Origin of the sequence: Pinirhizobacter sp., from assembly GCF_035317885.1 — a bacterium.
GTDB lineage: Bacteria > Pseudomonadota > Gammaproteobacteria > Xanthomonadales > Rhodanobacteraceae > Pinirhizobacter.
In genome coordinates this window covers 1-13,779 of sequence record NZ_DATHFX010000376.1, presented here as the reverse complement: position 1 = coordinate 13,779, position 13,779 = coordinate 1, and the positions used below count along the sequence as shown (strand labels likewise).

At 65.1% G+C, this 13,779-nt stretch carries 12 protein-coding genes; 10 read left to right on the top strand and 2 right to left on the bottom strand.

Annotated features, from left to right (window positions below; genetic code table 11):
• Nucleotides 1–118: 118 nt before the first annotated feature.
• Nucleotides 119–865: an FAD-binding oxidoreductase gene (locus VK519_RS12395; RefSeq protein ID WP_324350190.1), complete on the bottom strand. Its 747-nt coding sequence runs from the start codon at nucleotides 863–865 to the stop codon at nucleotides 119–121.
• Between the two features lie 118 nt (nucleotides 866–983).
• On the opposite strand from VK519_RS12395, the gene VK519_RS12390 reads away from it, so the two are divergent.
• From VK519_RS12390 to VK519_RS12365, 6 genes are all read left to right on the top strand, one after another.
• Nucleotides 984–1,916 carry an ABC transporter ATP-binding protein gene (locus tag VK519_RS12390; RefSeq protein ID WP_324350188.1) on the top strand — a complete coding sequence of 311 codons (933 nt, stop codon included), beginning with the start codon at nucleotides 984–986 and terminating at the stop codon, nucleotides 1,914–1,916.
• Nucleotides 1,913–2,686, top strand: coding sequence for an ABC transporter permease (locus VK519_RS12385; protein WP_324350186.1), 774 nt, complete (start codon nucleotides 1,913–1,915; stop codon nucleotides 2,684–2,686). The genes VK519_RS12390 and VK519_RS12385 overlap by 4 nt, the downstream gene beginning before the upstream one ends.
• Before the next feature lie 9 nt (nucleotides 2,687–2,695).
• Entirely contained in the window at nucleotides 2,696–3,415 is a 720-nt protein-coding gene (locus tag VK519_RS12380; RefSeq protein ID WP_324350184.1) for a pseudouridine synthase, read from the top strand.
• Between the two features lie 108 nt (nucleotides 3,416–3,523).
• Nucleotides 3,524–3,934 carry a hypothetical protein gene (locus VK519_RS12375; protein ID WP_324350182.1) on the top strand — a complete coding sequence of 137 codons (411 nt, stop codon included), beginning with the start codon at nucleotides 3,524–3,526 and terminating at the stop codon, nucleotides 3,932–3,934.
• Nucleotides 3,935–3,979: 45 nt separating this feature from the next.
• Nucleotides 3,980–5,332 carry an ATP-dependent RNA helicase DbpA gene (gene dbpA / locus VK519_RS12370; protein ID WP_324350180.1) on the top strand — a complete coding sequence of 451 codons (1,353 nt, stop codon included), beginning with the start codon at nucleotides 3,980–3,982 and terminating at the stop codon, nucleotides 5,330–5,332.
• Between the two features lie 56 nt (nucleotides 5,333–5,388).
• A complete protein-coding gene (locus tag VK519_RS12365; protein WP_324350178.1) occupies nucleotides 5,389–6,282 on the top strand; it encodes a DUF2167 domain-containing protein in 894 nt (297 codons plus the stop codon).
• Between the two features lie 22 nt (nucleotides 6,283–6,304).
• Here the strand turns inward: VK519_RS12365 and hrpB are convergent, their stop codons facing one another.
• Nucleotides 6,305–8,809: an ATP-dependent helicase HrpB gene (gene hrpB, locus VK519_RS12360; RefSeq protein ID WP_324350192.1), complete on the bottom strand. Its 2,505-nt coding sequence runs from the start codon at nucleotides 8,807–8,809 to the stop codon at nucleotides 6,305–6,307.
• A 94-nt stretch (nucleotides 8,810–8,903) separates the two neighbouring features.
• Here hrpB and VK519_RS12355 point away from each other — a divergent pair, with 94 nt between their 5' ends.
• The 4 genes from VK519_RS12355 to VK519_RS12340 all read left to right on the top strand — a co-directional run.
• Nucleotides 8,904–9,422: an RNA polymerase sigma factor gene (locus VK519_RS12355; RefSeq protein WP_324350177.1), complete on the top strand. Its 519-nt coding sequence runs from the start codon at nucleotides 8,904–8,906 to the stop codon at nucleotides 9,420–9,422.
• The gene (locus tag VK519_RS12350; protein WP_324350176.1) at nucleotides 9,415–10,551 is read left to right on the top strand and encodes a FecR family protein; all 1,137 of its coding nucleotides are present in this window, start codon (nucleotides 9,415–9,417) and stop codon (nucleotides 10,549–10,551) included. The genes VK519_RS12355 and VK519_RS12350 overlap by 8 nt, the downstream gene beginning before the upstream one ends.
• A 110-nt stretch (nucleotides 10,552–10,661) precedes the next feature.
• Entirely contained in the window at nucleotides 10,662–13,133 is a 2,472-nt protein-coding gene (locus VK519_RS12345) for a TonB-dependent receptor (RefSeq protein WP_324350175.1), read from the top strand.
• Between the two features lie 8 nt (nucleotides 13,134–13,141).
• Nucleotides 13,142–13,779: histidine-type phosphatase (locus tag VK519_RS12340; protein WP_324350174.1), on the top strand; the 638-nt coding region annotated here is incomplete at its 3' end.

The following is a 13,779-nucleotide window of genomic DNA, read 5'->3' as shown; positions in this document are numbered from 1 at the left end:
CAGAACGTGCCGACGGTGGGCATCATCCATAACGATCCGGGCCTGCTCGGCGCCGCCGCGCTGGCGGTGATCGACGCCGGGTTGCCGCTGCTCAATCGCTGAAGAACGGCCCCAAGCCCTATCGCGAGGAAATATATTTCTCGCGACGGATGTGCTGCACGGGCAGGCCGTGTTCTTTAAGCGCCGCAAACGAGGCGTCGACCATGTTCGGGTTACCGCACAGGTAGGCGATATCGCCTTCCGCATCGGGCTCCAGTTCCGCCAGCACCGTCTGCACGTAGCCGAGGCGATCGTGCAGGCGCGGTTCCGGACGTGCGCCGCGGCTAAGGCAGGCATGGAAGGTGAAGTTCGGGTGCGTGCGGGCAAAGGCTTCGAATTCCTCGCCGTAGAGCAATTCGGTTTCGTTGCGGGCGCCGTACAACAGCACCACCTTCACCCCGCGTGATTCCATCACCCTGGCCAGTTGCGGCAACATGGCGCGGTAGGGGGTGACGCCCGTGCCGGTGGCGATCAGGATGTAGCGCTTGTTGGCGTCGGCGTCCATCAGGCAGAAGCGGCCATAGGGACCGCTGGCATCGATGTTGCCCTCGTGGGCGAGCTCGCCCAGCAGTTTGGTGGCCGCACCGCCCTCCACGTAGCTCACGGCAATCTCCACCCGCTGTACCGGCGAAGCACCATCACCCACGGTGCCCACCGAATAGCTGCGCTTGGTCGGCTTGCCGTCGTCGTAATGGAAGTGCACCTGGAGGAACTGGCCAGGAATGAACGCCAGCGGGCTGCCGTCGGCGCGCTCGAAGGAAAGATGGCGCACCGTCGGGGCCAGCATGAAGCTGTCGACGAGGCGTAGCTGGAACTGTTCGGCCATGCGGGTTACTCGTGTTCGATCCGCCCATTGTCGGTGATCGGGGCCCCGGGAGGCCAGCAGCGCGGGCACAGCTGCTTTATAATGAAGGCCTTACGTCTTCAAGAAGCTCCCCTCCCCCATGTCCGCACCCGCCTTGCAGGTCAACGACCTGCGCAAGACCTACGGCAATGGCGTCGAAGCCCTGAAGGGCATCTCGCTGACCGTGCAACCGGGCGACTTCTTCGCCCTGCTCGGCCCCAATGGCGCCGGCAAGTCCACCTTGATCGGCATCCTGTCGTCCCTGGTGAACGCCACCGGCGGCGAGGCGGAGATCTTCGGCGTCTCGGTGCACCGCAACCGCTCGGCCGCCATGCAGCTGATCGGCCTGGTTCCCCAGGAGCTGAATTTCAACCAGTTCGAGAAACCCATCGACATCTGCGTGAACCAGGCAGGGTTCTACGGCATCGGGCGCAAGACAGCCACCGAGCGCGCCGAGAAATACCTCAAGGAACTGCGCCTGTGGGACAAGGCCCATATGCAGGCGCGCACGCTGTCCGGTGGCATGAAGCGCCGCCTGATGATCGCCCGCGCCATGATGAACGAGCCGAGGCTGTTGATCCTGGATGAGCCCACCGCCGGCGTGGACATCGAAATCCGCCGTTCGATGTGGCAGTTCGTCAGCGCCATCAACGCCGCCGGCACCACGGTGATCCTCACCACGCACTACCTCGAGGAAGCCGAGCAACTCTGCCGCAACATCGCCATCATCGACCACGGGAAGATCGTCGAGAACACCACGATGAAGAACCTCCTGTCGAAGCTGGACGTTGAATCGTTCGTCCTTGACGTGGCCTCCGTGCCGGCCGAGTTGCCGGTGATCGAAGGCGTCACCCTGCGCCGTGTCGACGACCACACCATCGAGGCCGAGATGGCCCGCTCGCACGACCTCAATTCCCTGTTCGGGGTACTTACCCAGCGCGGCGTGGTGGTCACGTCCATGCGCAACAAGACCAACCGCCTCGAGGAACTCTTCGTGCGAGTGGTGGAACACGGCCGGGAGGCGGCGGCATGAGCGCCTCGATCAACATGGTCGCCCTGGGCACCATCGTGCGCCGGGAAGTGTCGCGCATCACGCGCATCTGGACACAAACGCTCATCCCGCCCGCCATCACCATGACGCTGTATTTCGTCATATTCGGCAAGCTGGTCGGCTCGCGCATCGGCACCATGCACGGCTTCACCTACATGCAGTACATCGTGCCGGGCCTGGTGATGATGAGCATCATCACCAACAGCTACGGCAATATCTCCAGCTCCTTCTTCGGTGCCAAGTTCCAGCGCTTCGTGGAGGAAATGCTGGTGTCGCCGATGCCCAACTGGGTGATGCTGTCCGGCTACGTGATCGGTGCGGTCGTGCGCGGCGTGGTGGTGGGGGCGCTGGTGCTGGTGATCGCCCTGTTCTTCACCGACCTTCACATCACGCACTGGGCCATCACCTTCTTCTCGGTGCTGCTGGGCGCCACGGTGTTCTCGCTGGCCGGTTTCGTCAATGCGATGTTCGCCAAGAAGTTCGACGACATCGCACTGGTACCGACCTTCGTGCTCACGCCACTCACCTACCTGGGCGGCGTGTTCTATTCCATCGACCTGCTGGGCGAGCCGTGGCACACGATGTCGCAGGTGAATCCGATCCTGTACATGGTCAATGCCTTCCGCTACGGCGTTCTGGGCGTGTCCGATGTGGACGTCGTCACCGCTTTCGCCGTGATGCTGGCCTTCGTGGTGGGCCTCACTGCGATCGCCCTGGTGCTGCTGCGCCGCGGCGCCGGCCTGCGCTCCTAAAGGCTTACCGTGCGCGTCAACAAGTACATCAGCGAGGCGGGCCTGTGCTCGCGTCGCGAGGCCGACGAATGGCTGCAGGCAGGCCGCGTCACCATCAATGGTGAAACCGTCGGCATGGGCGCCAAGGCGCTCGACGGCGATGAAGTGCGGGTGGATGGCGAGGTGGTGGTGGCGCGCACGCTGGCCACCACGCCGACGGCGCGCAAGGCGGTGTACATCGCGCTCAACAAGCCCGCGGGCATCACCTGCACCACCGAGCACGGCGTGGACGGAAACATCGTCGACTTCGTTGACCATCCGCAGCGCATTTTTCCCATCGGGCGCCTGGACAAGGATTCCGAAGGCCTCATCCTGCTCACCAGCAACGGCGACATCGTCAACGAGATCCTCCGCTCGGAGAACAACCACGAGAAGGAATACCTCGTGGCGGTGAACAAGCCGGTGACGGACGAGTTCCTAAGCGGCATGGCGCGCGGCGTGCGCATCCGCGGCCAGATGACCAAGCCCTGCCGCACCCGGCGCATTGCAAAATTCGGCTTTTCCATCGTACTTACCCAGGGCCTGAACCGGCAGATCCGTTTGATGGCGGCGGAGTTCGGTTATCGGGTGACGCAGTTGAGGCGCGTGCGAATTGTCAACATCCGACTGGGGAAGTTGAAGGTTGGGCAGTGGCGGAATCTCACCGAGGCGGAGTTGAAGGGATTGCTGCCTGAACGTACGCAGTGGTGAGGCGACTTCGTCGCATGCCCCACGCTTTGCACGACCGAATCCTACATACGCCATGTAACGGTTTGTCGTAGCCTTCTCTCGACTCAAGGAAGAATCGAGTTTGCGATCATGGAGCAGCGAGTAACAAAACTAGAGGTGGAGGTTGTGGGCCTGCGCAGGGACAGCAATACTCATTCTGTCGACATACGGTCCATTCGCGAGTCGATAGCAGACCTTGTAAAACAAGTATCCATAGTTTCCAGCAAGGTCGACAAGACAGACATGCGTATGGTCGCGTTTATCGATTCGGTGAATGCACAGACCGACATGCGCATGAGCGCATTTGCCGATTCGGTGAATACGCGTTTCGAATCCGTGGATGCCCGCTTCGGAGCGGTCCCCACGAAACTCCAGGTTGCCCTATGGGGGCTCACCGGCCTAACCGCTCTGCTCGGTGGCACGGTCGCTTTTCTCATCGTTATGTTGCGGATCGCCGGGTATTCGGTCCTCGCCGAGATCCTGCAAGCGGTGAAGCGCTGAACAGCTAACGTTACGGCCACCGGCCGGAGATGCGATCATGGCGGCATGACCACCTTCAGCGCCCTCGCCCTCCGCCCCGAACTCGCCGCCAGCGTCGAGGCCCTGGGTTACACGGAAATGACCCCGGTGCAGGAACATAGCGTTCCGCCCATCCTGCAAGGCCGCGACGTCATTGCCCAGGCCCGCACCGGCAGCGGCAAGACCGCCGCCTTCGGGCTGGGCCTGCTTCAGTCGCTGGACGAATCCACCATTCGCCTTCAAGCCCTGGTGCTGTGCCCCACGCGTGAGCTGGCCGACCAGGTCTCCAAATCCATCCGCAAGCTGGCGGCCAACATCCCCAACGTGAAGCTGCTGACCCTGTGCGGCGGCATGCCACTGGGTCCGCAGCTGGCCTCGCTGGAACACGATCCGCACATCGTGGTGGGCACGCCTGGCCGCATCCAGGAACATCTGAAGAAGGAATCGCTGCACGGCGGCGGCATCAAGGTGCTGGTGCTGGATGAAGCCGATCGCATGCTGGACATGGGTTTTGGCGAAGCCATCGACGATATCGTCGGCCGGATCTCCAAACACCACCAGACACTACTGTTCTCGGCCACTTATCCCGACGAGATCCGTCAGCAGAGCAAGCGCCTGCAGAAGAATCCAGTCGAGGTCACCATCGAATCGGCTCCATTGGAAACCACCATCACCCAGCGCTTCGTGAGCGTGGATGGCGACAAGGTCGACGCCCTCGCCCGCGTGCTTGGCGTGGATTCGCAAAGCGCCCTGGTGTTCTGCAATATGCGCAAGGACACCGAGGTCGTCGCCGAGGCGCTGGACAAGCTCGGCTTCTCCGCACTGGCGCTGCACGGCGACCTTGAACAGCGCGATCGCGACGAGGTGCTGGTTCGTTTTGCCAATCGCAGTTGTAACGTGCTTGTCGCAACCGATGTCGCCGCGCGCGGCCTGGATATCGTCGGCCTGCCGCTGGTAGTGAGCTACGACGTCGCCCACGACGCGGACACCCACACGCACCGCATCGGCCGCACGGGCCGTGCGGGCGAGGCGGGCCTGGCGATCACCCTGGTGACCTCGCGCGAGAACGCCAAGGTCAAGGCGATGGGCGATTTCGACGTGGAGCCGCTGCGCGCCGCCCCGGCCAAAAAGCGCCTGCAGCTGGCGCCGATGAAAACCCTGGTGGTCGATAGCGGCCGCAAGGAAAAAGTCCGCCCGGGCGATATCCTGGGCGCGCTCACCGGCGATGCCGGGCTGCCGGGCACGGCGGTGGGCAAGATCGATGTCTTCGCCACGCGGTCCTACGTGGCCATCCAGCGCGATGTCGCCAACAAGGCCCTGGAACGCCTTCGTGCCGGCAAGATAAAAGGGCGGAATTTGCGCGTGCGCCCGCTGGGCTAGTTCTTTACACTGTCCGCCGGGCACCGGGGGGTGCTCGCCAAACCAGGGGACTTTCAATGACGATCATGTCCGGCATGGCCCGCATGGCCATGCTTGCGGCGCTCTTTGCCGCGCCGTTCCATGCCTTCGCGGACGAAGGCGCCCAGGAACGGGCCTTGCTGAACTCACTCAAATTCCAGACCGGCACCGTGCCGGTACCAGCAGCCCACGCCACGCTGGCGTTGCAGCCGGGCTATGCCTTCCTTTCGGCCAGTGACGCGCAAAAGGTTCTCGCCGACCTCTGGGGCAATCCGCCGGACAAGGAAGTACTGGGGATGATCGTGCCGGGGGAAACGCCTTCGGTCCTGGTCGATGAAAACACCTGGGCGGTGGTGGTCACGTATTCGGACGACGGGCACGTCAAGGACGACGACGCCAGCAGCATCGACTACAACGACCTGCTCAAGGACATGAAGAAAGGCACCGAGGAATCCAGTGTCGAGCGCGTAAAACAGGGCTACGCGGCCATCGAACTGGTGGGCTGGGCCACGCCGCCGCACTACGATGCCGTTGCCCACAAGCTGTACTGGGCACGCGACCTGAAGTTCACCAAGGACGGCCATAGCGGGCGTTCGCTCAATTACGACATCCGCGTGCTTGGCCGCCATGGTTACCTGCAGCTCTCAGCGGTAGCGCCACTGGCGCTACTGCCCAAGGTCGAGGCCGACATGCCCAAGGTGCTGGCCATGACCGAGTTCGACCCGGGCGTGCGCTACACCGATTTCAGCCCGGGCACCGATAAGGTGGCAGCCTATGGCATCGCCGCACTGGTGGCTGGCGGCATCGCTGCCAAGGCAGGGCTGTTCGCCAAGCTGGGCTTGCTGTTGCTTGGCCTGAAGAAGTTCCTGATCATCGGCGTAGTTGCCATTGGCGCGGCGATCAAGAAGCTCTTCAACCGCAAGCAGGCCTGACCCCAGGCAAGCCTCGCCGCGCTCAGGTGCCGCGAGGCTTGGCCCGATGCGTGGGCGTGGCCGCCCAGGGGTCGTCAGGCCATGGATGGCGCGGATACCGCCCCTTCATCTCCTTCTTTACCTCCGGATAAGTGCGGTCCCAGAAGCCCTTCAAGTCTTGCGTCACCTGTACCGGCCGGCCGCCGGGGGACAGCAGATGCAGCATCACGGGCACGCGGCCATCGGCCACACGGGGCGTATCCGCCATGCCGAACAATTCCTGGAGCTTGACCGCCAGCACCGGCGGCGCCGCAGCGTCGTCTTCCTGCATGCCGTAGGCAAGCGCACGCGTCATGCCGCTGGGAACGCGCAGGCTTTCCGGAGCCTGGGCATCCAGGGCCACGCGCTGCTGGTAATCGAGCATGCCGGCTATCGCCTGCGAGAGATCGGCCGCGGCAATGGCATCGAGGCGGCGCTTTCCGGCGAGGTGTGGGGCGAGCCATGCGTCGAGCGAGCCGAGCAGGGCTTCATCGCCAACGTCAGGAAGTTCAAGCTCAGGACGCCATGTGCGCAACGCCTGGATGCGCGCACGCAGGTTGCGGGCGTGATCACTCCACGGCAACGCGCCCAGGCCGCGCTGGCGCACCACGGCCATCAGCGCCGGCAAGGCATCTTCCGCCGTCACCGGCACGCTTCGGCGCTCAAGCACGATGGCTTCGTAACGTCGCTCGAGGAACGCTTCCACCGCATCGCGCTCGTCGTTCCAGCGCAGGCTGCGCTCCTGGACGAACAGCGCTGGATAACCGCGCTCGAGTGAATCCGGGTCGAAGGGTGCACCGGCCACGATGAAGCTGTCCGGTGACTCGTGGCGCAGTTCAATCACAACCAGCCAGGGCTCGCCATAAAGCGCCGAGGCCTCGTGCAGGCGCGCGCCGCGGCCGTTGGCCAGGGTGTAGCGGAGAGGATTGCCATCGTCGCGTCGCGCCACGCGATCGGGAAAGGCGTGCAGCATCAGATCGCCCACGGTACGAGAGTCAGGCACGCCGGTCGCACCGTGACGCACGCCCAGGCGGCGTCGCCAGCCCATGGCGGCCTTCTCGATCGCGGCCAGTGCCCCGACATCGGCGTCCCGCACGCGTCGTGCACCACCGTCACGCCACAGGTGCAGCGCGGACAGCCGGGCACGGAAGTCGTCGCTGCGCGACAGTTCGCCGCGCAGGGGCGAGCGCGCATCCATCAGGGCGAGCAAATCCGCCACCAGGGGGCGCAAGGTCTCCGGCGCACGCAGCGCGGCAGCGGCCAGTCGGGGCGTGGCGCCCAACGCGGCCATGCCCCGCCCTACCTGCGTAAGCCGCCCGTCACTATCGAGCGCGCCCAGCCGCAGCAACAGGTCGCGCGCCTGGGCCATGGCACCGGCGGGCGGCTGATCGAGCCACGGCAAGTCATCGCTGCCCCAGGTCGCCAATTCCAGCGCCAGGCCCGACAACTCAGCCTGCGCTATTTCCGCCGTGCGCGACGGCTCCAGCCGCCGGCTCTGCGCCCACAGGCGATACGCCCGCCCCGCCGCCACTCTTCCCGCACGGCCGGTACGCTGGTCGGCCGAGGCCTGGGAAATATTCACCGTCGCCAGGCGGGTGAAGCCGGAGTTCGGATCGAAACGGGGCTCACGCGCGAGCCCCGAATCCACCACCGCGCGAATCCCGGGCAGGGTGACGCTGGACTCGGCGACGTTGGTCGCCAGTACCACGCGCCGCGCACCGGGTTCAGCCGGTGCCAGCGCCGATTGCTGGTCGATCAGCGACAGTTCGCCATGCAGGGGCAGCACTTCGACATCGTCGCCGGTCATGGCCTCCAGCATGCCGCGCGCCCGGTCGATCTCCCGCCGTCCCGGCAGGAAGGCCAGCACATCGCCCTCGTTGTCGCGCAGTGCCTGCACCACGGTACGGGCCAGGTGCTGTTCGATGGTCTCCTGCGTGCGCGCAGGCGGATATTCCACCGTCACCGGAAAACTGCGTCCAGGGCTGCTGATACGCGGGCAATCGAACCACCTGGCCACGCGCTCGCCATCGAGGGTTGCGGACATCACCACCAGGCGAAGGTCCGGCCGCATCGCCGCCTGCACATCCAGGGCCAGTGCCGCGCCCAGGTCGCCCGCAAGGTGGCGTTCGTGGAATTCATCGAAGAGGATCGCGCCCACGGGGCTGAGCTCGGGATCGTCCTGCAGCATCCGGGTCAGGATGCCCTCGGTCACCACCTCGATCCGCGTCGCCGCGCTGATGCGCGATTCGAAGCGGATGCGATAACCCACCCGTGCGCCCACCTCTTCGCCCAACTGGCGCGCCATGAACGCCGCCGCCGCCCGCGCGGCGATGCGCCGCGGTTCCAGTACCACGATGCTGCGGCCGTCCAGCCATGGCGCGTCAAGCAGCGCCAGGGGCACCTGGGTGGTCTTGCCCGCGCCCGGCGGTGCTTCCAGCACCAGGCGCGGATGCGCGGCCAGGGAGGCCAGGATGTCGGGGAGTACCTCCCCGATGGGGAAATCTGTCATACGGCCATGGTAATGGATGGCCATCGCGGCCTTACCCCAGCAACATAACCGTCATGATCGCTCCCTAGGCTGGTCGTTCCACCCGGGAGCTCACGTGTCCGCCGACAACCCGCAGGGCTGGGCCCGGTTGTTGTCCGACAAGGGTCCCGCGCTCGCCAACTATTTCCTGCGTCGCGTGGCGCACCGCTGGGATGCCCAGGACCTGGTCCAGGAGGTTTACCTGCGCCTGTTGGGCACGGGGGGTGGCGATGTCGCCGCGATCCGCAATCCCGAGGCGTATCTATTCACCGTAGCGGGAAATCTGGTGAAGGAGCATGCGCAGATGCGACGGCGCGCGCCGGTGAGCACCGAAGGACTTCCCGAAGTGCTCGAGCGGCTGGCCACGCCTTGCCAGGCAGGCAACGATCTTGACCAGGAACTGCGGCGGCAGCGCCTGGCCGATCTCATGGGGCGGCTGTCGCCCAAGTGCCGTGCGGTGATGGTGATGCATTACCGCGACGAGATGCCCTACAAGGACATCGGCGAGGCGCTTTCCATCTCGCCGAACATGGTGAAAAAGTACATCGTCAAGGGACTGGCCCTGTGCCGGCAAGGGATGGCGCGTTATGACTGACGCCAACAGCAGGGCCTCGCGGCGCCTGACCGAAGAAGCCGCCACCTGGTACCTGGAATTGCGTGGCGGCGGTGACCGCCGGACCAACGCGCGGTTCCTTGCCTGGTTGCAACGCTCGCCGCAACACGTGGCCGAATACCTGGCCATCGCGGGGCTGCATAACGATCTTCCCGCCGCTGCCGCCGCGGAGAAGGCAGCGCACGCACAGTTGAAGGCGCTGGCCGCCAGCGAGCCGTCGGTGGTTCCCTTCCACATCAAACCGATGCCCGTCCAGCCGGCGCCGTCCATGCCGCAAGCAGGGGCAAGCCGTGCCTCGCGTCCGCGTACCCTTCGCTGGCTGGCGGTTGCGGCGGGCGTTGCCCTGGTGCTTGGCGGAGGTATTCGCATGGCCATGCAGCCCGTGCCGATGACGCCGGGCCAGGCGTACGCGTCAGACGCGTCGGCGCCCCGCACGGTGCCGCTCCAGGACGGCAGCGTGGTGGAACTGGATCGCGACAGCGCGATGGTGGTGCGCTTCGACACCCGGGCACGCTCGATCGAGCTGGTCCGCGGCGCGGCCTTGTTCAACCTGGGCAAAGATCCCGGCCGGCCGATGACCATTCACGTCGGCACGCAGGTGCTTAAAGATATAGGCACCGTGTTCACGGTACGCACCGGTAGCGATGCCACGGATGTCGCCGTGATCAGCGGCCGCGTCGCCGTGGCCGAACGCACCCCGCGCTGGATTGACCGCGTGGCACCGAGGCTGGCCAGTGGCGAGCCGCCTTTGTCGCCGGTGGTTGAGCTGGGCGGCGGTGAATCAGCGCGCGTGGCGAGCGACGGCCGGCTGCTTGACCACGGCAGCACGGACATCGCCCACGCCACGGCCTGGCTTCCCACGGAGATCCGTTTCCACGACATGCCGGTGGCGGAGGTGGCGCAGCGCTTCAATACCTACCTTGGCCGGCCGCTGGTGGTCGACGACAAGGCGCTGGCCGCCAAGCGCATCAGCGGTGTATTCAAGGCGCACGACGCGGACGCCTTCGTGGCTTACCTGGCCACCCTCCCGGATGTGCGCGTGGAGCGCACCGCGACGGATGTACGCGTAACGGTGGCCAGCGACAAGAAAAAAACTGCAACGAGGCTGTAAGAAAAAATTCATTGAATCGGCGGTACCCACTCGCACGCCCGGCCACTCTTAACTGGGGACCTACGCGGATCACACCGCGCCGATTTTCCTCCCTCCGGGTAATTGTCTCCATGCGTAAGCCGCTCGCCCTTTGCATCGCCCTGGCCTTTGCCAGCCTTGCCGCCTCGCCACTCGCCGCCGCCCCGGCCGCGCAGTCCATTCCTTCCATGCCGTTGGCGCAGGCGCTCGACCGCTTTGCGCAAGATGCGGGCCTGCAGGTGGTCTACGGCACCGAAATCGCCGATGGCGTGCGCAGCAACGCCACCACGGCAGGCCTGCAACCCACCCAGCAACTCGACGCCATGCTTCGCGGCACGGGCATGACCTACCGTTTCGTCACTCCCACCACGGTGACCATCATCCCGGGAAACGTCGGGGCCGGCCCGGCGCCGGCAAGCACAAACATCCCGGCGATCGACAGCCGTGACCAGGCGCGCGACCTCGCACCGGTAAGCGTGCACGCCAACGCGGTGGATACCCTTGCCCCGAGCGCCGCGCCGCTGGAAGCCAGCCAGCCGACCTCGGTGATCGACGAGCGGTTCATCCGCGACGGCCTGCGCTTCAACGCCAACTTCGACGACATCATCAAGTACGCCCCCAGCGTAACCGTGACCTCGCCCGAAGGCCCGGGCCTGGGCAAGAACGAAGGCATCAGCATCCGTGGCTTCCAGGACGGCCAGTTCAACATCACTTTCGATGGCATTCCCTTCGGCGACGCCAGTGACCTGCACCACACGACTTCGGCGTACTTCAACAACCACGTGCTCGGTCAAGCTGAGATCGATCGTGGCCCGGGTGGCGGCACCACCATCGGCAACGCCACCTTCGGCGGCACGGTGGCGCTGCGTTCGCGTGACCCGTCGGACGAACCCGGGATCACCGCCTACCTCACCGTGGGCAGCTGGGACACGCACGCCGGTGGCGTGACGGCCGACGAAACGGTGGGCAATACGAAGATCTTCGCCGACCTTTCGAAGGAGTCCAGCGAGACGTTCCTGAAGGGCACCGACGACAAGCGCGACCACGCCTTCATCAAGACCATCAGCACGCTGGGCGACGTCACCACGCTCACCTTCCTTACCAGCTACAACCGCGAGCACCAGAACACGGTGCAGGGCGCCACCAAGGCGGAGATCGACCAGTACGGCTGGCGCTTTGGCCTGGGCGATGATCCCACCCTGCAGAATTACAAGGGTGCCAACAACGCGGCGTATTACTCCAGCTTCACCTATCTTGGCCTTGCCACGCAGTTCGCCGGTTGGGACCTGGACGACAAGGTGTACTACAACAGTTTCGACCACTGGGCCCGCAAGGCGAACGATGCCTCCGACATCGATCCGGCCGACAACGGCGTGACGTTCTACAACGACGCCGGCAAGAAGGTGTCGACATCGAAGACGGACCTTCCCGGCAAGCTCGCCGACTCCGGTTTCCGCGCCTTCGGCAACGTGCTGCGACTGGGCCACGACCTCGGCCCTGGTACCTTCCTGACCGGCATCTGGCTCGAGCGCAGCCTGGACGCGCGCTACCAGTACCCGCTGGACCTCACCACCGGCGCAAAGACCGGTACCAAGTACGGCCCCGTCGACAACTACCTGCTCGACGATCGCACCGACACCGTGCAGCCCTACGTGCAGTACGACTGGAAGGTGAGCGACGCGATCACGGTGAGCCCGGGTGTGCGCTATTCGGAAGTGACGCGCTCGATCGACGCACCGCTGAACAAGGTGTCGCCGCCGGTGCCGCTCAACGCCGAGGCCACCTACCGCGCCACGCTGCCGTCGATCAGCGTGCACGACAAGCTCAGCGATTCGTGGACGGCCTATGCGCAGGCGGCCAAGGGTTTCCTCGCTCCGCCGATCGATGTGATCCAGGTGAACGGATCGCGCAGCCTTGATCCGGAGCTGACCAAGAACTACCAGATCGGCACGGCCTACGCTTCGCGCCAATTCACCTTCGGTGCGGACGTCTACTACGTCAATTTCTCCAACTTCATCACCGAGACGGAAGTCGATACCGGCAACGGCAACGAGGACACCTTCGTCAACGGCGGCGGCGCGATCTACAAGGGCGCCGAAGTGGAAGGCACCTGGGCCCTCACCCATGCGATTAGCCTTTACGGCAATGCCAGCTACAACAAAGCCACCTACAAAGGCAGCAGCGTGCAGGTGGCCGGCACGCCGAAGGTCACTGCCGCGCTGGGCCTGCTCTACAGCGGCAGCAACGGCTACTTCGGGTCGCTGATGGGCAAGTTCCTGGGGCACCAATACGGACTGGACAACACCACGGACGACGACGGCAACCTGGTGTTCAAGAATGACCAGCGCATCGCCGGCTACCTGACGGTCGATGCCGCAGCCGGCTACCGCACCGAAACCGGCCCCTGGGGCACCAAGGGTTTCTCTGTCAGCGTGGACGTGAACAACGTCTTCAATGTGAAGAAGTTCACCGGTTACGCCGGGACCCAGGCCGTCAGTGGCGATCCGCTGTACTTCGGCCTGCCCGGGCGCGGTATCTTCCTTGATGTGTCGGTGAAGCTGTGAGGTTGGGCATGCGAAAGGGTTGGATTCGCCCGGCTGGGTGGGCGTTGCTCGCGCTTGCCGTCGTCGGCAGCGCGGACGCCATGGCTGCGCCGGCGTCCAAAAGTGAGACGCCCGTAGCGGAGATCGTGCTGCTTCGCCATGGCGTGCGCTCGCCGACGAGTGCACCGGACGCACATGCCAGTTATGCCAGCCAGCCGTGGCCGTCGTGGCCCGTGGCGCCAGGCATCCTGACTCCGCACGGGCATGCCGGCATGCAGGCGCTGGGCGCCTTCTACCGCCAGCGGTTGATCGCCAGCGGTAACCTCGGCCAGGCCTGTCCCACTGCCGATCATCTGCAGGTGATCGCCGACACCACGCCGCGCAACAAGGAGAGCGCCCAGGCTGTCATCGATGGACTGGTCCCCGGCTGTCATCTGTCGTTCCTGGCGATGCCTGGCGACGACAACAATCCCTTGTTCCACTACGCCAAGGGCGACAAGGATGACGACGCAGCTAGCCCCGCGCTTACAGAGATCTCGCCTGCCCTGGCGGAGCTCCAGGCGATCTTGCTCGGGTGCAACGATAAGGCCTGCCTGAAAGCGGCGTCAGCGTCGGGCAAGACGCTTCTGATCGAAGACGATAGGCCCACGCCCAAGGCCGGCAAGTT

Bases quoted from the DNA above. Each gene is read 5' to 3' on its own strand.
- VK519_RS12395 (WP_324350190.1), bottom strand. From the start codon at position 865: ATGGCCGAACAGTTCCAGCTACGCCTCGTCGACAGCTTCATGCTGGCC.
- VK519_RS12390 (WP_324350188.1), top strand. From the start codon at position 984: ATGTCCGCACCCGCCTTGCAGGTCAACGACCTGCGCAAGACCTACGGC.
- VK519_RS12385 (WP_324350186.1), top strand. From the start codon at position 1,913: ATGAGCGCCTCGATCAACATGGTCGCCCTGGGCACCATCGTGCGCCGG.
- VK519_RS12375 (WP_324350182.1), top strand. From the start codon at position 3,524: ATGGAGCAGCGAGTAACAAAACTAGAGGTGGAGGTTGTGGGCCTGCGC.
- dbpA (WP_324350180.1), top strand. From the start codon at position 3,980: ATGACCACCTTCAGCGCCCTCGCCCTCCGCCCCGAACTCGCCGCCAGC.
- VK519_RS12365 (WP_324350178.1), top strand. From the start codon at position 5,389: ATGACGATCATGTCCGGCATGGCCCGCATGGCCATGCTTGCGGCGCTC.
- hrpB (WP_324350192.1), bottom strand. From the start codon at position 8,809: ATGACAGATTTCCCCATCGGGGAGGTACTCCCCGACATCCTGGCCTCC.
- VK519_RS12350 (WP_324350176.1), top strand. From the start codon at position 9,415: ATGACTGACGCCAACAGCAGGGCCTCGCGGCGCCTGACCGAAGAAGCC.
- VK519_RS12345 (WP_324350175.1), top strand. From the start codon at position 10,662: ATGCGTAAGCCGCTCGCCCTTTGCATCGCCCTGGCCTTTGCCAGCCTT.